The sequence below is a fragment of the Arthrobacter sp. zg-Y1219 genome (assembly GCF_030125545.1).
Taxonomy (GTDB): domain Bacteria; phylum Actinomycetota; class Actinomycetes; order Actinomycetales; family Micrococcaceae; genus Arthrobacter_B.
This window is the reverse complement of the sequence record NZ_JASKLY010000023.1, coordinates 54,596-75,219: the sequence shown is the minus strand read 5'-3', so window position 1 is coordinate 75,219 and position 20,624 is coordinate 54,596. Positions and strand designations below refer to the sequence as shown.

The following is a 20,624-nucleotide window of genomic DNA, read 5'->3' as shown; positions in this document are numbered from 1 at the left end:
GTGCGCAGGAAAAGCCCCCTGGCACAAATGGGAAATTTCCTAAGGCCCGTATGGACATTCCACACATTTTGGCAACACACTGTTGGCAACTCACCTACCGAAGTCAAGACGATCAGTTTTGGGGATTATAGGAGCCACGTCATGCAATCGACCACTGTTCATCGAGGAGCAGCTACCCGTCCTGTGCAGCAACACGCCAGCACAACTACCTTGTGGTCCATCCTGACTATTGAGCCGGAGCGTAAGGATGTCGGCGACGACATTATCCGCCATATTGTTGCCCCTTTGTCTTCCCAAGTGCCGGCCGGGGAGGGATACCGGTTTCGGTTGTCACGCACGCTGGAATCCGACCATCAGGCTGTGCTCCTGCATTTGCTTGCCACCGACGACGTCGCTCAGCGCCTATGGAAGTTTGCGGACGCGCTGGCGATCGAAAACGTTGCCACGCTGGGTACCGTGAAGACCTTTCACTCGCCGGGGCTCGTTTATCCGCCACGGCCGGGCGAACCGGTACCCGGGGTGGTGGAAGCGGGACTTGCACGGTTCGGTGGGCCAAAGGGCTTGGACCTGGCAGCGGAGATTGCTGAGGTGTCCTCGGATCTGGCTTTGTGGGCGGTCAACCGCTTTCCCAGCCTCAACATACGCTCGATGCTGGCTGCCCTAATTCTCTTCGACACCGGCCACGCCATGATGCGGGGCCCCCGGTCCGCGGTTTGGCCCGACCGCAGAACCACTAGCTGGGACTACTATTGGAACGCTCATCTCCACGCCTGTACGGGTTCTTTTGGTCCGCACGCTGCGCAGGCGCGCAGTGCAATGAGGGCCCGGAATGCACCACGGATTGTGCCCGTACACAGGATGATGGCCGCCCTCGCCTCGGAGCCGGCGGTGGATATCTGGCGGAAGCGCTGGGCGCGGGCCATCGATGAGTATTTGTATCGGGCGGACAAACAACGCGTCAGTCGCAGTGCGCTGCAGCTGGCCATGGGGGCTAGCCAGATGGCACTCAACGTGCTGGGCTTTTCGTTGAGGGAGCAGGCGGCCCTTGGCCTTTACTCGTCTGCCTGGAGTAAGGATATAGAAGCGCAGTATTCCGGTGAGGAGCGCTCGTCGCAGCCGTCAAAACGGTAAGAAACGAAACGGCGGCAGGCCTCCCGCTCTATGCGGAGGGCCCGCCGTCGTTCATTTCGGTTAGGAGACCGGAGCCAGTTCCGGGTAGTCCGTGCAGCCGGCGGCGCCGTCGGTGTAGACGGTGCTCTGGTCGATTTCGTTCAGCGGGTGGTTTCCCTGCCAGCGGCGGGCGAGGTCCGGGTTGGCGATCACGGGGCGGCCGACGACGGCGGCGTCGGCCAGGTCCTCTTCGAGCAGCATGATGGCGTCGTCACGGGTGGTGACCGTGCCGAAGCCGGTGTTCATCAGTACCGGGCCGGCGAAGCGGCGGCGCAGGCTCTGGACCATGTCGTCGGCCGGATCCGCGTGCAGGATGCTCAGGTAGGCCGGCTTCAGATCGGCGATGCCGTCCACCAGGAGCGTGCGATTTCACAACTGGATGACCTCGTCGGCATTGACACGAGGTCATCCGAGCTTGGAGTCAAGGACTGGGTCGCCATCCAGCAAGGCAGAACACTCCACCCTCGCAAAATTCACTATCCACTGCATCCAGAGCCCGCCCGCCTGTGACGGCATTACGGGTTACGTGCTCTGTTCTAGATATTCCGCAAGTCCTGTGGTGTTTTCAAACTGATGATAGCGACGAGAATTTGCGTAGGCGACTGTGATACCAGCTGTCGTGGGTTGGGGGAAGTCCGGTATTTGGTCCCACCAGTCAGCAATCTCTTTAAGTGCGTCACTGGCAGCAACGAGTTCCTCCAACTTGGGAACGAGTGCGTCATCCTTGGTTTCGAGATTGCACACAGACAGTGCGATCTCAACGGCAGATTCTATTTTATCTTCAGGTAATTTCTGTTCGCGCATTACGTTGCGCATCTGATTAGTGCTGTGAAAGCGTAGGCGATAATAACCGGGTTTTAGGTCGTGCGCCACCATCTGAAGTGCGGCTACACCTAGCTCAGTGCTCTGACCGTGCACCTTTTTGGCTACATCCTCTTCGACTCCCATGCTAAGAAAGCCAGGCCATTTATCCGCATACAACGGGACAAATTTTTTTAGTGTTGTCAGACTGCCCGGAATGATGCGAACCAGATCTATTATATCTAAGTGGTCAAGCCATCGTTGCCCGCGCGGCAGTTCGTGTGAGGGGAACTTCCCGAGTAGGCCTTCCAGCAGTTTTACACCCTGACCTAATGAATTCCCTCCCGGAGTGAACGCCGAAATTACCCACATCATGTTTAAACCCCGTAGGGCAGCGTCGTCGATCATATCGACCACCTGCACTGCCCTGTCCACGCTGGCTCTGACAAACCGACTGTCCTGGTTTGCGCGCTGCCCGAGTAAGCGCGCCAACAAGTCGTAATCGCCTTCACGTTCGGTGGAAGCCGCGCTTATCTGTGCTTTCTGTAAAGCGATTTGGTAACTAGGCTCGCGTAACGCATCCAGTTTCCCTTCGTTGGCTAAAATCGAAACGACACGCTGATCGAGCTCTTGTATCCTAGCGAAAGCCTTCGGTGCGGCCTCCCTTGAATACTCTTCGAGGACAAGACGCGCTCTTTTGTCAGCAATTTCTGCAGCCCGTTCTTCGGTCACACCTTGGTGGATTACCAAATCACCCAGAATTTGTGTTTGTTGGGATCCGGATCCTGCCTTCTGGCTCTGTGTCAACGCCGTCAGCCCTGATTATAGTCTCTACCAACCTGAACCTGGTTGGCCTCGTTTCCTGATTTTTGGCTCTGCTGTTGGAGGCGACTCTTGGCGAGATTCCATCCGCCTGCCGTTCCTGCGGCACCACCGAGCACTAGACCGATGAGCATGGTTCCTAGACCGTCAAAGAGCCACTCCATAATTACTCCCCATATTTCTACGATTCGACAACTCGAGCTGTATCTCTTAAGGATAAGGCCCGTAAGTTGCAAAAGGACGGTTATTGGCGAGGAGCCTTCCCTGCATCTGTACGTGAGGTGCGTGTGCGGATACTGATTCACGAGTTGCCCCTTGACGCGACCCGCACCACATGTGACCCTGATCATATACGATTTCGTACTTGATCCAGGAGTGACATGGGCAACGACGCCACCAAGGACACGCTGAAGCAGGCCGGCAAGGTCATTGCCGTCCACATCAACTACCCTTCACGGGCAGCAGAACGCGGACGCACCCCGGAACAGCCCTCCTACTTCCTCAAGCCCAGCTCCTCCCTGGCCCTGACCGGCGGCGCCGTGGAGCGCCCGGCCGGCTGCGAACTGCTCGGCTTCGAAGGCGAAATCGCCCTCGTCATCGGCAAGATCGCTCGCCGCGTAACCGTCGAAGACGCGTGGAGTTATGTCGGGGGAGTGACCGCCAGCAATGATCTGGGCGTGTACGACCTGCGCTGGGCAGACAAAGGCTCCAACCTCCGCTCCAAGGGCGGCGACGGCTTCACCCCGGTGGGCCCGGCCATCCTCAACGCAGCCGACGTCGACCCCGCCGCACTGCGCGTCCGCACCTGGGTCAACGGGGAACTCGCACAGGACGACACCACCGCAGACCTGCTCTTCCCCTTTAGTCAGCTGGTCGCCGACCTCTCACAGCTGCTCACCCTGGAACCGGGCGACCTGATCCTCACCGGCACCCCCGCCGGTGCCTCCGTGGCCGTCCCCGGCGACCGCCTCGAAGTCGAAGTCGACGTTCCCGGCACAGATAAGACCACCGGCCGCCTCGCCACCACCGTCACCGACGGCGTCACGCCTCTGGCCCCCTTCGGCGCGCAGCCGAAGATCGACGACAAACAGCGCGAAGAAGCCTGGGGCTCCGCGGAAAAGGCCGGCCTCGCCCCGCAGCAGGAAACGCAGCCAGCCCTCACCCCGGAACTTCGGGCGAAGCTGGAATCCGTTGCCACCGCCACCCTGTCCTCGCAGATGCGCGCCCGCGGACTGAACAACGTCTCCATCGACGGACTCACCGGCACCCGCCCCGGCCGCAAGGTGGTCGGCACCGCCCGCACCCTGCGTTTTGTGCCCAACCGTGAGGACCTCTTCAAGTCCCACGGCGGCGGCTACAACGCACAGAAGCGCGCCATCGACTCCGTGGGCGACGGCGAAATCCTGGTTATGGAAGCCCGCGGCGAAAAGGGCACCGGCACCCTGGGCGACATCCTCGCCCTGCGCGCCAAGCACAACGGCGCCGCAGCCATCATCACCGACGGCGGCGTCCGCGACTACTCCACCGTCGCCGGCATCGACCTGCCGGTCTACTGCGCCAACCCGCACCCCGCCGTCCTCGGCCGCAAGCACGTCCCCTGGGACACCGACATCACCGTCGCCTGCGGCGGCGCCACCGTGCAGCCCGGCGACATCATCGTGGCCGACGACGACGGCATCCTCGTCATCCCGCCGGCCATCGCCGAGGAGCTGGTGGCGGCGTGCATCAAGCAGGAACATCAGGAAGAGTTCATCGCCGAAATGGTGAAGGCCGGCCACGGTGTCGATGGGCTGTACCCGATGAACGCCGCCTGGAAGGAAAAGTACGAGGCCTGGGCAGCGGAACAGTCATGAGCAGCGTGAACGGGACGGCCAGCAGCACCGGGCAAGCCGGCACCAACGCCCCAGGCGCCGGCTCCAAATCGGAGCAGGCATATTCGCTGCTCAAGGACCGGATCCTCGGCGGCGAAATGAGTCCGGGCTACCGGCTGGTGCTCAGCAGCATCGCCACCGAGATGGGCTGCAGCGTGGTCCCCGTCCGGGAAGCCATTCGCCGGCTCGAAGCCGAAGGGCTGGTGCACTTTGTCCGCAACGTCGGCGCCACTGTGGCCGGCATTGACCCGGACCTGTACCTGCACACCATGCAAACCCTCAGCATCATCGAAGGCGCCGCCACCGCGCTGGCCGCCCCAAGCATCAGCGCCGAGGAACTCACCCGGGCCCGGGAACTCAACGCCCAGATGCGCGAGGTCCTGGACAACTTCGATCCGGTCCGCTTCACCGCCCTGAACACCGAGTTCCATGCCCTGCTCTACGCCCGCTGCCCCAATCCGCACATCCTGGAGCTGGTCCACCGCGGCTGGAACCGGCTGGGCCGCATGCGCTCCTCCGTCTTCCGGTACGTCCCGGACCGGGCCCACGCTTCGGTCGAGGAGCACGACGCGCTGCTGGATCTGATCGACGCCGGCGCCTCGGCCCCCGACGTCGAACACGCCGCCCGCGCGCACCGCACCAACACGCTCAACGCCTTCCTGGCTCAGAACCACCAGCCGCCCTCACCGATCTAAAAGCCTTCCGATCTAAAGACTCGAAAGAGGAAACTATGAGCACGCACTTCGTCCCGGAGAACCTGCCCACCTCCATCCAGCACTTCATCAACGGCAAGTTCGTGGACTCCGCCAGCGGCGCCACCTTCGACGTGCTGGACCCGGTCACCAACCAGACCTACGCCACCGCCGCCGCGGGCCAGAAGGAAGACATCGACGCCGCCGTCGCCGCCGCCCGCGAAGCCTTCGTTCGCGGCCCGTGGCCGAAAATGAAGCCGCGCGAACGCGCCCGCATCCTCAACAGGATCGCCGACGCGGTCGAAGCCCAGGAAGAACGCCTGGCCGAAATGGAAACCTTCGACACCGGCCTGCCCATCACCCAGGCCAAGGGCCAGGCCCTGCGCGCCGCGGAGAACTTCCGCTTCTTCGCGGACCTGATCGTCGCCCAGTTCGACGACGCCATGAAGGTCCCCGGCGCCCAGATCAACTACGTGAACCGCAAGCCCATCGGCGTCGCCGGGCTCATCACGCCGTGGAACACGCCGTTTATGCTCGAATCCTGGAAGCTCGCCCCGGCCCTGGCCACCGGCAACACCGTGGTGCTCAAGCCGGCCGAATTCACCCCGCTTTCCGCCTCGCTCTGGGCCGACATCTTCACCGACGCCGGCGTCCCCGCCGGGGTGTTCAATCTGGTCAACGGCCTGGGCGAGGAAGCCGGCGACGCCCTGGTTCGGCACCCGCAGGTCCCGCTGATCTCCTTCACCGGCGAAACCACCACCGGCAAAACGATCTTCCGCAACGCGGCGGAGAACCTCAAGGGCCTGTCCATGGAGCTCGGCGGCAAGAGCCCCTGCGTCATTTTCGCCGACGCGGATCTGGACGCCGCGCTCGACTCCGCCCTGTTCGGGGTTTTCTCCCTCAACGGGGAACGCTGCACCGCCGGCTCCCGCATCCTGGTCGAACGCGGCATCTACGACGAATTCTGCGAACGCTTCGCCGCCCGCGCCAAGAGCATCGTCGTCGGCGACCCGCACGATCCGAAGACCCAGGTGGGCGCCCTGGTGCACCCCGAACACTTCGACAAGGTCGCCTCCTACATGGAGCTCGGCAAGACCGAAGGCCGCCTGCTCGCCGGCGGCGGACGGCCCGAAGGCCTCGAAGAGGGCAACTACATTGCACCCACCGTCTTCGCCGACGTCGCCGCGGACGCGCGGATCTTCCAGGAGGAAATCTTCGGCCCCGTCGTCGCCATCACCCCCTTCGACACCGAAGCCGAAGCCCTGGAACTGGCCAACAACACCAAATACGGCCTCGCCGCCTACATCTGGACGCAGGACCTCACCCGCGCGCACAACTTCGCGCAGAACACCGAGGCCGGCATGGTCTGGCTCAACAGCCACAACGTCCGCGACCTGCGCACCCCGTTCGGCGGCGTGAAGGCCTCCGGCCTGGGCCACGAGGGCGGCTACCGCTCCATCGACTTCTACACCGACCAGCAGGCCGTGCACATTTCCCTGGGCAAGGTCCACACCCCCAAGTTCGGGACCGACGACGCCGCCAAGGTCGACGGCTAAAGCGTCCCCGACACTTCCCCCGCCTATTGCAAAGGAGCAAAACCATGGAGATCGAAAGCCGCATCCCCACCCCGAGCATTGCCCCGCCGGACATCGTCCGCTGCGCCTACACGGACCTGGTGGTCACCGACCTGGAACGGTCCCGGAAGTTCTACGTGGATGTCCTGGGCCTCCACATCACCGAAGAGGACGAGAACGCCATCTACCTGCGCTCCCTCGAGGAGTTCATCCACCACAACCTGGTGCTGCGCAAGGGCCCGGTGGCCGCCGTCGCCGCCCTGGCCTACCGCGTCCGCACCCCCGAAGACGTGGACGTGGCCGAGGCGTACTACCAGGAACTGGGCTGCCGCACCGAACGCCGCAAGGACGGCTTCGTGAAGGGCATCGGCGACTCCGTGCGGGTGGAGGACCCGCTGGGCTTCCCCTACGAGTTCTTCTACGAAACCGAGCACGTGGAACGCCTCACCCAGCGCTACGACCTCTACTCCGCCGGGGAACTCGTCCGCCTGGACCACTTCAACCAGGTCACCCCGGACGTGCCCCGCGGCCGCGCCTATCTGGAGGACCTGGGCTTCCGCGTCTCCGAGGACATCAAGGATTCCGACGGCGTCACCTACGCCGCCTGGATGCACCGCAAGCACACCGTCCATGACACCGCCCTGACCGGCGGCGACGGCCCGCGGATGCACCACATGGCCTTCGCGACGCATGAAAAGCACAACATCATCCAGATCTGCGACAAGATGGGCGCCCTGCGCGTCTCCGACCGGATTGAGCGCGGCCCCGGCCGGCACGGCGTCTCCAACGCCTTCTACCTCTACATCCTGGATCCGGACGACCACCGCATCGAGATCTATACGCAGGACTACTACACCGGCGATCCGGACAACCCCACGATCACCTGGGACGTGCACGACAACCAGCGCCGCGACTGGTGGGGCAACCCCGTGGTCCCGTCCTGGTACACCGAGGCCTCCCTGGTGCTGGACCTGGACGGCAACCCGCAGCCGCTCACCGCCCGCACCGAGACCTCCGAAATGGCGGTCACCATCGGCGCCGACGGGTTCTCCTACACCCGCCCCGACGACGACGCCGGCAGCTCCGAGGGCGAGGCCGCGCAGGGCTTCAAAATCGGCACCCAGCTCTAGACCGTCAGATCAAACAGAAAGCAGAGCCGTGCTAGATCAACAGACTCTCCGGGCGGTGGCCGATGAGCTGCTCGAAGCCCAACGCACCCGCACCCCGGTGCCGCGCCTGACCGCGCGCTACCCCGACATGACCATCGAGGACTCCTACGCGGTGCAGAACCTGTGGCGGGAGCGGATGATCGCTGCCGGGCGGTCCCTGGCCGGGCACAAGATCGGCCTCACTTCCAAGGCCATGCAGGCCGCCACCGGCATCACCGAACCCGACTACGGCGTCATCCTCGACGACATGGTGCTGGAAAACGGCTGCACCCTGAAGTGGGACCGGTACACCCATCCCCGAGTCGAGGTGGAGCTGGCGTTCGTGCTGGGCAAGCCGCTCTCCGGGCGGAACTGCACCCTGTTCGACGTCCTGGATGCCACGGATTACGTGGTCCCCGCGCTGGAAATCCTGGACTCGCGGATCGAGATGGAGGGCCGGACCATCGTGGACACCATCGCGGACAACGCGGCGATGGGCGCCATGGTGGTGGGCGGGAACCCGGTGAAACCGGCCGACGTCGACCTGCGCTGGGTGTCGGCGCTGCTCTACCGGAACCAGGGCATCGAGGAGACCGGCGTCGCCGCCGGAGTGCTCAACCATCCCGCCGCCGGCGTGTACTGGCTGGCGAACAAACTGTCGGCCCACGGCACCTCGCTGGAAGCCGGAGAAATCATCCTGGCCGGATCCTTTACCCGCCCGATGTGGGTCTACAAGGGGGATTCGGTCTACGCAGACTACGGACCGTTGGGAACCATCACATGCCGATTCGAGTAAACGCCGAGGAAACCTTCGGAGCCCGGCTGGCCACTGCCGGCCGGCATCAGGCCGGCATGTGGGTCTGTTCCGGCAGCCCGCTGGTGGCCGAGATCTGCGCCGGGTCCGGGCTGGACTGGCTGCTGATCGACGCCGAGCACAGTCCCAACGGGCTGGAGTCGCTGCTGGCGCAGCTGCAGGCGGTGCACGGCTATCCGGTTAGCCCGGTGGTCCGGCCGCCGTCGGGCGACCCGGTGCTGCTCAAGCAGTACCTGGACCTGGGGGCGCAGAACCTGCTGATTCCCATGGTGGACACGCCCGAGCAGGCCGCCGAGCTGGTCCGGGCCGTGCGGTATCCGCCGCAGGGCATCCGGGGTGTGGGCAGTGCCCTGGCCCGGGCCTCGCGCTGGAACCGGATCGAGGGGTACCTCGAGAACGCCGCCGAGTCCGTGACGCTGCTGGTGCAGATCGAAACGGCCGCCGCCGTGGAGAACGTGGCGGTGATTGCCGCGGTGGACGGGGTGGACGGGCTGTTCATCGGGCCGTCGGACCTCGCCGCGTCCATGGGTCATCTCGGGCAGCAGGGTCACCCGGACGTGGTGGCCGCCGTCGAGCACTGCATCCGGGCCGTGAAGGCCGCCGGGAAGCCGGTGGGCGTCAACGCCTTCGCCGAAGCCGCCGCCCGGCGCTACCTCGACGCCGGCGTGGACTTCATCCTGGTGGGCGCCGACGTCGCACTCCTGGCCAGGGGCAGCGAAGCCCTGGCCGCGAAGTATCTCCCCGCCGCGGACGACGGCTCCCGCGCGAGTTACTGACGGCTCGTCCTCAGGGTGCCTCCACCGTGGAGGCCTCCTGCGGCAGCATGTTCGGTGGGAGCGCTGGCGCGCTCACTGGCTCGTCTGGCGGCCAGCCAGTGGTGATCTAGTTGCGCTTCTGCCTCCCCGCTTCGGGCCAGCAGCGAGCGCCCGCCCGCCCAGAAAGCCAGCGGGACGACGAGGGGCACCAGTAGTGGCCGCAGCGAGGGCGGGCAGGCGGGGACGACGGGCGGATCGGTTGCCAGCCGGGTACACAGCCCCGCCCATTGAAGCCGCCGGGAAAGAGGACACCTTCTGGGGCTGCCCGTCCGGCTGGGACGGCTCATGTTCAGGTGGCTCGGGTCGGGTGCTGCCGACTTCCTGCCGTTGCTCTACCCCTGAACCAGGGCACGCCAACGGCGGCATTTTACTGACCACAACTGGCCGCATCCCTACCGGTCTGGGCCCCGCCGGCGCACAATGACTCCTTGAGGACGCAGAGCCAGTGTGTGGGCTTCAATCTGGAACGTTCTGACCTCGGAGGAACAACCAAGTGAATTGGGGAGGCAGCAATGGTCACAGGCATGACGATCGCAGACGGATTGACCCCGACAAGCGGATGCCGCTACAACCCGGTCGACGAAAGGGTCTATGTCGCCGAGATCTCCGGCCGGGTGTCGAGTGTCGGTCTGGACCGCTCACTGCAGGCACTCACCCTAGACCTCCGCGGCGCCGTGGATCTTGCGATCACCAGCGATGGTCGCGCAGCGTTCGTCGCTATCCGCGATGGCCGCCTCTACCTGCTCGACTTGACCTCCCCAGGCTCGGCGCCTCAGCTTGTCGCTAAAGATTTCGGCGAGGTCGCGCAGATCGCTTGGGTTCAGGGGCGGGATACCGTGTGGGCAGTGCAGACGGGGCCAGAGGGATCTCTCATTGAAATCGCACCCTTAACGGGTGATGTCTCGCGTCTGTCTGATGCGCTCGACAACGCTGTGGGCCTTGCGGTGCGTGCGGACAGCTCGCTTGCCTACGTCTCGCATCGGGACGAAATCCTCGTGATCGATGCCTCGGCTGGATTGATCTCGCCGTTCACGGGTTCGTTTGAGAACCCGGGCCGCCTCACCTGGATGGACGACAGCGAGACGGTCCTGTTACACGCGGAACCCGGCACAGGCGGCAGGGTGGCGCAAATCGACTCTGCCGGTGTGACGGCGCCGCTGTTCGACGCCGGGGATGTGCAGCCCACGAGTATCGGAATGATGCGGGATCGGGTGGTGATCAGCGGCCTGCGCGAGGTTATCGTCTACGACCTCGCTTCCGTTCCGCCCGGACCTGCTGTCTCCGATATCTCGCCCCTACTCGGGCACGGCGGCGACGTGCTGGTGCTTTCGGGCAGCGGGTTCGGGGACTGGGCGACACCGGTTACTGTCGAGGTCGGCGGGGCGCTAGCGACCGTGTTGGAACATTCGGACCATCGGCTCCGTGTGCTCACGCACCCTGACACGCGGGACGGCTCTGTGATCGTCGGGGTCGGCCCTCACATCCTCGATGCGGGTGCATTCACGTTGAACAAGAGCCCCGGATACTTCGACGACGGGCCGCCGTTAGTGCTGGCAGATATAGCCTCGGCCACAGCACCTGGCGAGCAGGGGATGCCGAAGTCAGGCGGCACGGTCTTTGTCGCGCTGGTGACCCCGGCCGATCTGGCGTCGCCGCCGCTGGGTGCACGTACAACGATCGATGACCGCTGGAACGGCCCCAGGGGTTCGGTCTCAACGTACTACGATCAGGCGAGCTACTCGAAGAGCGCGGTCAGCGGCACGCTGACCGCCGGATGGAAGACGCTCAGCGGGAATCTGCTGGACTACCACTGGACGTCTGAGCTGAAGCAGAAAGTCGATGCCAGCGGCAACCCCGTCTATGATGCCAACGGCCATTCAGAGTTCGAGACGGATACCTTTGGCAATGCCGTGGCCCAGACCAACCCTGACGGCACCGTCAAGGTCTACGACAACTTCTGGAACAACTCACGGCTGGTCGCCGAGGCGGTGCAGCTTTACAAGACCGAGATTGCTGCCGCACAGCCCGACATGATCGCAGTGACGTGCTACACCGGCGGAAAGTTTACGCGCGGGTGGGGAAACATGAGCGCCAAGACATTCACCTTTTCCGCGGCCGGACTCAGTATCAACGAAACCCTCAGCAAGGACACCCCTTACCTCACCGTCCACGAGGGCGCCGACTGGGGGCGCCTCGCTCACGAGACCGGGCACAACATCATCGATCCGAAGTTCGTGGCGGGTGCGCATCTGGGAGAGGACATATACGCGTCCGATCTTATCGATGCCGCCGAGGCGACCGCCGCGGCCTTCGACATTATGGGCGCTCATGACGCATTTCACGCGCTGTTCAGCGGATCGACCCTAGAGAACCTGGGGTGGTTCACCGACGCGCACGCGTCGAACCCGAACGATGAGAACCTGAGCGGGCAGACGAACATCGGGCGCGTCAAGTGGGACCGCAACCCCCGCACTTTGGATGTCGAGCTACAAGCGCACGGCACGACGGAGAACACGGTTCAGGGTCGGTATCACGTGCTGAAGATCATCGTCACTCCCTCCCTGGCGTACTACGTCGAGGTGCGGCAGCGACCGGGCACGACCGGGCTGGTATTCGACCCGGAGCTGCCCCTCGGCGGGGCGCCGAATCCGAACCAGGGCGGAGTCATCGTCACGCGCGTGCTGCTTGACTCGGTCAATAACAACCAGCAAACCCGCTTCATCACCCTCCCGCACGCGCCGAACGTACTGCGCACTGGCGGCGTCGTCGTCGATCCGCTGCGTGACCTCAAGATCACCGTGGTTGATGACAATGTGCAGGCGTGGCCTCTGATCTGCAAGGTGAAGGTCGAGTGGGCACAGAATGTCCCCAATGATCCGGCGGGCAAGTTCGACCTGCGCATCCAACCGTGGGACGACCACTACCAGACGCCCGACGTTTGGATCGACCGTAACCGGGACGGCCTGTACGACCAGCTCATGGATGCCGAGGGTCGCCCACTGGGCAGCGGGGACAAACCGCTCGTCAATGCCAAGAACGACTTCTACTGCCGCGTCCACAACGACGGGACGGATGCGGCAACCAACGTTCTGGTGACGTTCTATTCCATAACACCTCCGGGTGTGGGGGACAACGGAAGCTGGGTGCCGATAAAGACGGTCACCGTAGGCTCCATCGCGGGCGGCTCCTTCTTCGACTCAACGACGGTGTGGGTGCCGGAGGTCGGCGAGCACACCTGCCTCAAAGTTGCGGCCACCCATCAGCTGGGAGAGGTCACGGGGGGCAACAACCACACGCAGGAGAACATTGACGAGTTCGATCTGTCGGGCGGCAGCCCTGTGCATCCTCTTACATTTCCGGTCGCGATTCGGAACCCGTCTGCCGTTCGCCAGCGCATCCACCTACGCGCACGGGTCACGGGACGCTCTGAGGGCTACCTCGCGCAGATTCCGCATCAGTGGGTGTGGGTCGATGGACACGGGGAGCGGATCGTCGATGTCGTTATCGCGGCACCGGGCGAGGTCGGAGGGTATGTTGAGCAGCCGCCGATCGATGTCCGTATCGATGGATTCCTCGAACGACGTTACGCCGAGACCGTCGACGGGATTGAGCCGGGAGAATTCCTCTCTCCCATCGGCGGGCTGACCGCCCGGTGCAAGGCCAAGTTCGCCTGCCGCCTGCACATTCGGGCGGAATCTGGTGGAGGGACGGTTGCAGTGCACGGGGAGGTCAGCCCCGGGGGTTCCGGCATCCCTGTGATCATCGTCGCTACGGGCGGACCTGAGGGCGACGTGATCGTCGATGAGACCGTCACGGGATCTTCCGGCACGTTCGATACACAGTCCGATCTGCGCGCGGTACTCGACCGCAACCCCGAACTGGAAGGTCGGGATCTCGACGTGGTCGCCGTCGTCGACCGCGCCGAATTCGTCGTGGGCACGCGCTCCAATCCGGTCCGCGTCCGACCCTGATAGGTGTGCAGCACGCGGGAGCCAGGCGGGCGAGGTGTCGGCCGACTGGGTCGCCGGGGGGACAGCATAAGCAGCCGATCTACCCGATGCCTAGCTGGAGTCACCAGGGAAACAGGTGAGCCAGCAGCGGGCGCTGCCAGGAGTCAGAGGCCGGCACTGGGGGTGTCTGGCTTCGGTTGACCTTTCGTGTGGGGCTCAAGTGTCACCGGATTTGGTGGGCCAGTCTCCCCTCCCCGGTTCTGTGAGGCGCTTCAGGGCAGTGCACTTAACGACCTCGCGGATCTCCTCAGCGGGGAGGTTCACGTTTCCATGGTTCTCACCAACGAACGCCGTCCGCCAGGTGACGGCGGGAGCCGACCGGCCAGCGTCGTCCACTCCCACGAAGTCGATGGCATACGTGGTGGCGAGCAGATGGGTGCCGTGGCTGGGCGCCCGGCGCAGGGGACTGTTTTCCACTTTCCACTTTCCGGTGAAGGGAAGGGACACCGCCACGGTACCGTCCTGACCAATTGTCATGGTTCCAGGCTTCTGCCCCGGATGCGGCCCCTGGGACCGGCGTACCGCACGCTTTCCACGGCCACCAACGCGGCAATGATGACGGTGACGAGCAGGAGGGCCGCCAGGGAAGTGAGCTGGGGTCGAGCGGCCAGCAGGGCCAGCAGGAGTGCGGCCGTTCCGAGGCGCCACTTTTTCCAGCCGGCGCCCATCCGCCGCCAGAAGGCCGCAATGGCAAGCAGGTACAGCGCCGGCCCGCCGAACAACGCGAAGGCCCCGACGCGGCCCAGGGTTTTCCCCTCCTCCACATGCGCCAGTGCGTCCTCCACGCCCAGGGCAGTGAGGACAATCCCGGCCACGAGGGGAAGATGCAGGTAGGTGTACGCGACGACGGCGGCCGAGGAGCGGGCGGCTCCGTGCAGTGCGGCGAAGCGGTGTTCGGCAGCGATTGCCGTGACGTCGAAGTAGAGCCACCAGAGTCCGATGGACAGGCAGATTCCTGCCGCCGCACCGGTAAGCACCGGTACGCTCACGGGCACCTCGGACGCGCCGGCACCGATGGACACGATGGATTCGCCGAGCGCGAGGATGACCACGAGCCCGTACCGTTCGGTCCAGTGCGCGGCGGACTGAACCCGCCAGTTCCCGTGCCACGAGATGAGGAAGGTGAGGCCGGTGTCCAGCACCATGCCGGCCAGCCAGAACCAGGTCTGTGCGGGTCCGCCCAGCAGCGCCCCGGTGATGACCAGCGCCGCTCCCAGGACAGCGGTGACGGTCAGTTTGGCGATCTGGCGCCGCAGGGGCTGATCGTTCCCGGCCGCATACACGTACAGGCCCAGGTGCAGGATCCGGACCGCGGTGTAGGCCAGGGCAAGGACCAGCGGGCCGTCGAGTCCGCCGTCGAGGTCTTCGAAGGCCTCCGGAATGGCCAGCGCGGCAATGAAAATCGCCACCATGACGGCGGACAGGCCGAACCGCATGAGTCCTTCATCGGCGTGCGCCTGATTCGCGAGCCAGGAGAAGGGCGCCCAGGACCACCACAGCAGAACCAGGATGACGGTCCCCTGCAGCACACCCAGGAATGAGTACTCATGCACCATGAACCCGGTGACCTGGGTGAAGGCGAACACGAACACCAGGTCAAAGAACAGCTCAAAGGTGGTGACCCGGTGCGTCTCATCCGAGATGCGGGCAGCAGAGCGCGGCGGGCGCGGCAGATGCGGCATGGCACCAAGGATAGGAGCCGGCGGCCTCAGTCTGAAGATATATTGTCCGCATGCCCAACAAGAACGCGGCCCCGGTTACCTCTGCGCAGTTTAGGATTCCCGTTGCTGCCGGCGGAGCGGTTGCCGGAACCCTGCGCACACCCACCGAGGGACTGCCGGTGGGTGCGGTGGTCATCCATTCCGCCACCGCGGTGGCGCAGCGGCTGTACTCCGGCTTCGCCGAGTACCTGGCCGGGAACGGATTGGCCGTCCTCACCTATGACTACCGCGGAATTGGAGCCTCCGGCAGCCCGAAACGTAACCGGCACCTGCGGATGCGGGACTGGATGGAGCAGGATGTGCCAGCCGTGACGGAGTGGATGGCCGGCCGTTTCCCGGGCCTGCCGCAGCTCGCCGTCGGGCACTCCTTGGGCGGACAGGCCCTGGTGCTCGGGAACGGAACCGAGGATCTTGCGGGCTTCGTCACCGTGGCGTCCCACGGCGGTGTCACCCGCGCCGTCGAGGTCCGCGGGGAGCGAATCCGGGTTGAGCTGCTACTCCGGGTAGTCGGACCGCTGTGCGCCCGGCTGCTGGGATTCGCCCCGGCCCGGCGGCTGGGACTGGGCGAGGACATGCCCGGCACCGCAGTACTGGAATGGGGCGGATGGTCCCGGAAGCCCGGCTACTTCTTCGACGACCCCGGCATGCACGCGGCCGAGCGGGCTGCGAGAGTGAAAACGGACGTCCTCGCGATCGGGATCAGCGACGACCTGTGGGCAACTACGGCACAGATCGGCCCGTTTTTCAGCCACCTGGTCAATGCCCACGTGGAGCAGCGGATCTACACGCCCGTCGACGTCGGGGTCCCGGCGATCGGGCACATGGGCTTTTTCCGGCGCGGAATGAAGGACAAGTTGTGGCCGGACATCCTTGACTGGCTCAAGGACAGGGCCGGTTTCCAAGAATCAGGGAAGCAACCCGCCTAGGATAGGCGCATGCGCCATAACAGCCAGGTTTGGAGCCCGGTCACCACCGAGCGGCTCCTGCTGCGCCGGCTGGAGCCGGAGGACCGGGAAGACGCTGTCCGGATCCACGCCGATCCCCGGACCAACCGCTACAACCCCGACGACTTCAGCGCGGCTGCCGCCGAGGTGCTTTTTGAGATGTTTCTGGAGCACTGGAACCGGGAGGGGTTCGGCTACTGGGCAGTGGCCGAGCGAGCAGCTCCGCAGACGGTGATCGGGTTTACCGGCCTGCATCTGGGCCGGGTGGATGGCCGGGAAATTCTCAACCTTTACTACCGCTACGATCCCGCGGTGTGGGGCCGCGGGTACGCGACTGAAGGAGCCGCCGAGGCCGTCCGCAGGGGGCTGGTCCACTTTCCGGACGTGCCGGTATTGGCGCGCACAAATGACCTTAACCGGCCTTCCCAGCACACCGCGCTGGCGGCGGGGCTGCTGCGCCGCGCAGATCTGGACCGGCGAAGCGGTGAGCGCCTGAATGTGTATTTTGCCCTCGGCTGGCCGGACTGATCGGGCCGTCGGCCGGGAGCAGCGGAGCAACCCGTCTCAGAGGCCGCCGGGACTTTCACCGTTGGCTGTCGCTTCGATCCAGTCAACGCCGGCGTCCGAGAAGGAGAAGCCGTCCGGCCCGCTGCCGCCGAACCACCAGGCGCCGTCGGCCGGCGCACCTCCTGCCTCCTCGATCTCCTGAAGGATGCCGGGCGGAACCACGTCGCCGTTGTTGTTCATCAGCCATGACCGGGTTGATGCGGGCAGCAGAGGCCACCACTGTTCAATGTCGATCCGGGAGCTGTCCATACCTCAAAGTGTTCCACTCCGCTGCCGGATCGTCGACGGATGGATCGGGTCAGCTGGGGCAGGAGTGGTACACGCCGTCAGCCACCGCAAACTGGAACGCGATGCTCAGGGTTTTCCTGTTCTCCTCGGTGGGTTCGACCCCCTCGGCTGTTGCCGGCGGATATGGCGTCGAGCCGATGTCCAGCGCGTAGGCCGCAGTTTCGGGGTCGGGAAGCTTGCAGGTGTCCTTGACGGTCCTGGCGACGGCGAGCATGTTCTCGGCCTCCACGAGGTTTGCCGAATGGCCTGCATCCACCCACTCGTTGAATTCTGCGACGTGGGTGGCTGCCTCCCGCCGGGACTCCTCGCCCTCAAGGTCGTAAAGCTTATCGTGGAGCGTGCTGCTGGTCTCGGCGTGCCTCCGGTCCAGGGCCTCGGTGTTCAGGAGCGTGAGGTCATCCCAGGCGGATCCGGTAAAGACATGCTCATCAATCAGGGCAGCCACAGCGGGATCGGCCTTGAGGAGCCGAACTTCCTCCTCGGTCTCCGGATCGATGGCTTCATCAGCAATCCGAATAATGTCTGCGACGAGGGGCCGGTCGTTAATTGCCGCGGCTTCGGCGGCTTCCGCTTTGTCGATGCTGATCAGGGCACCGATGCAGCTGGCAAGAACGGCGGCCAGACCCAGGCCCAGGAGTGCGTAAACATACGGAGGCAGGCGTCCGGCGGACGTGGTCATGGGATTCCTCACTGGACGCGCGGACGTTTTCGTCCATGCTAGCGGGAGGATTCCGGGGACGGCGCGGCACTGCTGCCGACACGGTCGGTCGCCCAGTAAACCAGCGCCAGGACCGGCAGAATCACGCCGAGACCGGTGAACAGTTCCAGCGCCACCGGCCCCTGCCCGCTGACCTCGCCCGTGAGCATCATCGTGACGGTGATGGAGGAGAGCATAAACACCGGCAGCATCGCGGCCCCCAGCGCGATGCCCCGGGCGGGCGCCGCCGCGCGTCGTCGTCGTACCGAGACCCACAGCGCCGGCAGGACCAGCGCCATCCAGACCCAGTGGTGGAACCAGGAAATCGGCGAGATGGCCAGCATCACCACGGCATTGGCGCTGATGGCCGCCAGCGTGTCCCCGCGCCCGTCGGCACGCTTGATGGCGAGGAAACCCAGGACGACGACGGCGGCGGCGGCGAGCAGCCAGAGTGGACGCTGCAGGAACCCGGGAGCGCCCAGATGCGTGATCAGCGAGTTCAGCGACACGTTGTACATGTCGGTGGTGTCGCCCACCCGGCTGGGATCGGAGAGGGCATGAAACCAGAAGATGCGGGACTGCTCGGGCGCGGCCAGCCAGCCCGCGGCGACCGTGGCCGCGAACGTGAGACCCAGGGTCAGGATGGCCCGCCAGTCGCGCCGGACCAGGAAGATCAGGCCGAAGGCCAGCGGCGTGAGTTTGATGCCGGCGGCCAGACCAATCAGAATACCGCGGGGGATCCGGCCGGCGGGACGGATCAGATCCGCCACGATCAGCACCATGAGCATCGGATTGATCTGCCCGAAGCCCAGGCCCTCGCGCCACGGTCCGAGCACGCCGATCAGCAGGGTCGCCAGCACGACGACGCCGGCCGTGCCGCCCAGCGCTGCCCGGATCCGTTCCGGCAGGGCGTCGTTGTCGCGGAGGTAGCGGGCCACCAGGATCGCGGTCAGCACCAGGCAGAGGCAGGAGGTCGCCGTCAGCAGCACCAGCCCCGCAGCCTCCGGAAGGAAGGCGAAAGGCGTCAGCAGCAGTGCAGTGAACTGGTGCTCACTGGACGTCTGAAATCAGTTGTTCGTTCGGACGTCTGAAATCAGTTGTTCGTTCGGCAAGCGCTGTCGTCCCCGAACAGCCTGTCGACTTGCCCAGCGGCGGCCATCTGCAAGGCGAGATTCGGGTCCGCACTGGATACGCGGATGTATCTAAGCTCTGACCTGGATGCTGTGTCCAGCCCAAGAGCTTTGCGCGATACTGTTGCGGTAGGACTAGAGGCACCAGGTCGGCCTCGGAGCGGACGACGCCGACGGGCCGGACAGCTGACGCGCGCGGGAATGCGGGCAGTGGGGGAGCCTTGTCGGTCATGTATTCCACTGTGCGGCGGGGAGCTGTGGGCTTCGCCAGAGGGAGACTCGTTCGACCGTTTGTGACCGATTTCGGCGGCTCCAAGCGGTCGGAGGCCTATGCATCATGGGGGAGAGGGGTTCACGACTCCAGGCCTACCGGTCATCAGGTCCCGACTATTCCGGATTTCCGTCTTTGACGTCGCGCATGCCGTCGCCTCTACCGGTACAGCGACCCTGGCATCCGCCCGCAGGCCGCGCGGAACGCGGTGATGAACCTCAGATCGCCGACACGACAAACACACCTGTTCCTAGGAGAATCAGCGCGATGCAGAAGGGAGCGATCGACCACGAAGTCCAGATCGACCGCTCAGGCACGTACTGGCGGATAGCCGCCCTCCAGTTCGACAACGCTGGTGCGTCATCCGGAAGCGGCTCGTCGGCATCCACGGGGTCAGGCGTGAACAGCGGGATCTTGCCGCTGGACCGCGCGACGGTGTTGTAGAGCCTGCGGAACTGCTTCTCGCTCCGGAGGTAGTTCGCGTCGAGGTAGGCGAACAGCACCACGGCCACCATGCCGAGGCAGCCAGCGGCCAGGAGCTTTGCGTGAGCGCGCGAAGCCGAACGTGGCCGTGACGATGGGGAGCAGCACTCCTTCGCCGACGCGGAGGCCGCCGCTTGCCTCGTGACCACGGCCTGGATGTAGTCGAGGTGCTTGCGTCGGTCCTCTGGGGCGAGCGGAGGCTCGGCCGAGGCCCGAGTCGTTGCACTGCGCCTCGGACGTCGAGCATCGCGCGTTCCTTCGAGGTCTCTGGGTAGTCCGTCTCATTCGGCCAGATCCGGCCCATCGCGTCATTCGCCCACCGTGGCACGGGGTGGACGTGGAGGTGGGGCACGGACTGGGTCGCGGCTTGGCCGTTTGACTGGATGATGTTGGGGCCCTCCGGCTTCACGGCGTCCCGGATTGCAATTGCAAGGAGCAGCGCTGCCCCCGTGAGAGCTGTGACGTCTCATCGGGCTGCAGCCCCCAGAAGTCCGGTACGTGTCGCCGTGGCACGAGCAGCACGTGTCCGAGAACCGCGGGCTCCGTCGGGAAGAAGGCGACGAAGTTCTCGTCGCGGTACACCTCCCGGACGTCGAGATCATTGCGGTCGATGATCTCCGCAAGACTCGCAGGTGTCGATCACGATAGACGAGCCTTCGCCTGAGCGACCCATCTCTCCAGATTGTTGACGAGGTTCGCGTAGGTGGCCTTCGTGTCGATGTTCCCGGTCCAATCCGTGCTCAGGTTGGATACGCGCGGCCGTGTAGATCGCCGCACTTATGGCGGTACATCAATGCGCTCGTCCT

18 protein-coding genes and 1 pseudogene are annotated in these 20,624 nt (G+C 64.9%); 10 read left to right on the top strand and 9 right to left on the bottom strand.

Annotated features, from left to right (window positions below):
- Positions 1–141: 141 nt before the first annotated feature.
- Positions 142–1,131 carry a lantibiotic dehydratase C-terminal domain-containing protein gene (locus QNO00_RS16920; protein ID WP_284025382.1) on the top strand — a complete coding sequence of 330 codons (990 nt, stop codon included), beginning with the start codon at positions 142–144 and terminating at the stop codon, positions 1,129–1,131.
- Positions 1,132–1,191: 60 nt separating this feature from the next.
- On the opposite strand, the pseudogene QNO00_RS16915 reads toward QNO00_RS16920, so the two are convergent.
- Both QNO00_RS16915 and QNO00_RS16910 read right to left on the bottom strand, forming a co-directional pair.
- Positions 1,192–1,530: pseudogene (locus QNO00_RS16915) on the bottom strand (alkene reductase); the annotation flags it as partial.
- A gap of 162 nt (positions 1,531–1,692) precedes the next feature.
- A complete protein-coding gene (locus tag QNO00_RS16910) occupies positions 1,693–2,778 on the bottom strand; it encodes an LPO_1073/Vpar_1526 family protein (RefSeq protein ID WP_284025381.1) in 1,086 nt (361 codons plus the stop codon).
- 395 nt (positions 2,779–3,173) lie between these two features.
- Between QNO00_RS16910 and QNO00_RS16905 the strand changes: the two genes are divergently transcribed.
- From QNO00_RS16905 to QNO00_RS16875, 7 genes are all read left to right on the top strand, one after another.
- Positions 3,174–4,646 (top strand): fumarylacetoacetate hydrolase family protein, encoded by a 1,473-nt coding sequence (locus QNO00_RS16905; protein ID WP_284025380.1) that lies wholly within the window; start codon positions 3,174–3,176, stop codon positions 4,644–4,646.
- Complete coding sequence (locus QNO00_RS16900) at positions 4,643–5,359, top strand: GntR family transcriptional regulator (protein ID WP_284025379.1); 717 nt, start codon at positions 4,643–4,645, stop codon at positions 5,357–5,359. The genes QNO00_RS16905 and QNO00_RS16900 overlap by 4 nt, the downstream gene beginning before the upstream one ends.
- 35 nt (positions 5,360–5,394) lie before the next feature.
- Positions 5,395–6,912, top strand: a complete 1,518-nt coding sequence (hpaE, locus tag QNO00_RS16895) for a 5-carboxymethyl-2-hydroxymuconate semialdehyde dehydrogenase (RefSeq protein ID WP_284025378.1) — start codon at positions 5,395–5,397, stop codon at positions 6,910–6,912.
- Positions 6,913–6,956: 44 nt separating this feature from the next.
- Positions 6,957–8,060, top strand: a complete 1,104-nt coding sequence (hpaD, locus tag QNO00_RS16890; protein WP_502863518.1) for a 3,4-dihydroxyphenylacetate 2,3-dioxygenase — start codon at positions 6,957–6,959, stop codon at positions 8,058–8,060.
- Between the two features lie 28 nt (positions 8,061–8,088).
- A complete protein-coding gene (gene hpaH / locus QNO00_RS16885) occupies positions 8,089–8,874 on the top strand; it encodes a 2-oxo-hept-4-ene-1,7-dioate hydratase (RefSeq protein ID WP_284025377.1) in 786 nt (261 codons plus the stop codon).
- Positions 8,859–9,668 carry an HpcH/HpaI aldolase family protein gene (locus tag QNO00_RS16880; RefSeq protein WP_284025376.1) on the top strand — a complete coding sequence of 270 codons (810 nt, stop codon included), beginning with the start codon at positions 8,859–8,861 and terminating at the stop codon, positions 9,666–9,668. Before hpaH ends, QNO00_RS16880 begins: the two co-directional genes overlap by 16 nt.
- 563 nt (positions 9,669–10,231) lie before the next feature.
- Positions 10,232–13,678, top strand: coding sequence for an IPT/TIG domain-containing protein (locus tag QNO00_RS16875; protein ID WP_284025375.1), 3,447 nt, complete (start codon positions 10,232–10,234; stop codon positions 13,676–13,678).
- A 195-nt stretch (positions 13,679–13,873) separates the two neighbouring features.
- On the opposite strand, the gene QNO00_RS16870 is transcribed toward QNO00_RS16875, so the two are convergent.
- The gene (locus tag QNO00_RS16870; RefSeq protein ID WP_284025373.1) at positions 13,874–14,194 is read right to left on the bottom strand and encodes a hypothetical protein; all 321 of its coding nucleotides are present in this window, start codon (positions 14,192–14,194) and stop codon (positions 13,874–13,876) included.
- A complete protein-coding gene (locus QNO00_RS16865; protein ID WP_284025371.1) occupies positions 14,191–15,399 on the bottom strand; it encodes a low temperature requirement protein A in 1,209 nt (402 codons plus the stop codon). The genes QNO00_RS16870 and QNO00_RS16865 overlap by 4 nt, the downstream gene beginning before the upstream one ends.
- 50 nt (positions 15,400–15,449) lie before the next feature.
- Here QNO00_RS16865 and QNO00_RS16860 point away from each other — a divergent pair, with 50 nt between their 5' ends.
- Both QNO00_RS16860 and QNO00_RS16855 read left to right on the top strand, forming a co-directional pair.
- The gene (locus QNO00_RS16860; RefSeq protein WP_284025369.1) at positions 15,450–16,364 is read left to right on the top strand and encodes an alpha/beta hydrolase family protein; all 915 of its coding nucleotides are present in this window, start codon (positions 15,450–15,452) and stop codon (positions 16,362–16,364) included.
- Between the two features lie 9 nt (positions 16,365–16,373).
- On the top strand, positions 16,374–16,910 hold the full coding sequence (locus QNO00_RS16855) for a GNAT family N-acetyltransferase (RefSeq protein WP_284025368.1): 537 nt from the start codon (positions 16,374–16,376) through the stop codon (positions 16,908–16,910).
- Between the two features lie 36 nt (positions 16,911–16,946).
- Here QNO00_RS16855 and QNO00_RS16850 read toward each other — a convergent pair whose 3' ends face one another.
- From QNO00_RS16850 to QNO00_RS17445, 5 genes are all read right to left on the bottom strand, one after another.
- Positions 16,947–17,198, bottom strand: coding sequence for a hypothetical protein (locus QNO00_RS16850; protein ID WP_284025366.1), 252 nt, complete (start codon positions 17,196–17,198; stop codon positions 16,947–16,949).
- Between the two features lie 49 nt (positions 17,199–17,247).
- Entirely contained in the window at positions 17,248–17,916 is a 669-nt protein-coding gene (locus QNO00_RS16845; protein WP_284025363.1) for a hypothetical protein, read from the bottom strand.
- Between the two features lie 38 nt (positions 17,917–17,954).
- On the bottom strand, positions 17,955–18,965 hold the full coding sequence (locus tag QNO00_RS16840) for a glycosyltransferase 87 family protein (protein WP_284025424.1): 1,011 nt from the start codon (positions 18,963–18,965) through the stop codon (positions 17,955–17,957).
- 588 nt (positions 18,966–19,553) lie between these two features.
- Positions 19,554–19,850, bottom strand: coding sequence for a hypothetical protein (locus QNO00_RS16835; RefSeq protein ID WP_284025361.1), 297 nt, complete (start codon positions 19,848–19,850; stop codon positions 19,554–19,556).
- Positions 19,851–20,223: 373 nt separating this feature from the next.
- A complete protein-coding gene (locus QNO00_RS17445; RefSeq protein WP_502863514.1) occupies positions 20,224–20,400 on the bottom strand; it encodes an HIT family protein in 177 nt (58 codons plus the stop codon).
- Between the last annotated feature and the right edge of the window lie 224 nt (positions 20,401–20,624).

Bases quoted from the DNA above. Each gene is read 5' to 3' on its own strand.
- QNO00_RS16905 (WP_284025380.1), top strand. From the start codon at position 3,174: ATGGGCAACGACGCCACCAAGGACACGCTGAAGCAGGCCGGCAAGGTC.
- QNO00_RS16880 (WP_284025376.1), top strand. From the start codon at position 8,859: ATGCCGATTCGAGTAAACGCCGAGGAAACCTTCGGAGCCCGGCTGGCC.
- QNO00_RS16900 (WP_284025379.1), top strand. From the start codon at position 4,643: ATGAGCAGCGTGAACGGGACGGCCAGCAGCACCGGGCAAGCCGGCACC.
- QNO00_RS16875 (WP_284025375.1), top strand. From the start codon at position 10,232: ATGACGATCGCAGACGGATTGACCCCGACAAGCGGATGCCGCTACAAC.
- QNO00_RS16845 (WP_284025363.1), bottom strand. From the start codon at position 17,916: ATGACCACGTCCGCCGGACGCCTGCCTCCGTATGTTTACGCACTCCTG.
- QNO00_RS16865 (WP_284025371.1), bottom strand. From the start codon at position 15,399: ATGCCGCATCTGCCGCGCCCGCCGCGCTCTGCTGCCCGCATCTCGGAT.
- QNO00_RS16850 (WP_284025366.1), bottom strand. From the start codon at position 17,198: ATGGACAGCTCCCGGATCGACATTGAACAGTGGTGGCCTCTGCTGCCC.
- hpaE (WP_284025378.1), top strand. From the start codon at position 5,395: ATGAGCACGCACTTCGTCCCGGAGAACCTGCCCACCTCCATCCAGCAC.
- QNO00_RS16835 (WP_284025361.1), bottom strand. From the start codon at position 19,850: ATGGTGGCCGTGGTGCTGTTCGCCTACCTCGACGCGAACTACCTCCGG.
- QNO00_RS16860 (WP_284025369.1), top strand. From the start codon at position 15,450: ATGCCCAACAAGAACGCGGCCCCGGTTACCTCTGCGCAGTTTAGGATT.
- QNO00_RS16870 (WP_284025373.1), bottom strand. From the start codon at position 14,194: ATGACAATTGGTCAGGACGGTACCGTGGCGGTGTCCCTTCCCTTCACC.
- QNO00_RS16920 (WP_284025382.1), top strand. From the start codon at position 142: ATGCAATCGACCACTGTTCATCGAGGAGCAGCTACCCGTCCTGTGCAG.
- hpaD (WP_502863518.1), top strand. From the start codon at position 6,957: ATGGAGATCGAAAGCCGCATCCCCACCCCGAGCATTGCCCCGCCGGAC.
- QNO00_RS16855 (WP_284025368.1), top strand. From the start codon at position 16,374: ATGCGCCATAACAGCCAGGTTTGGAGCCCGGTCACCACCGAGCGGCTC.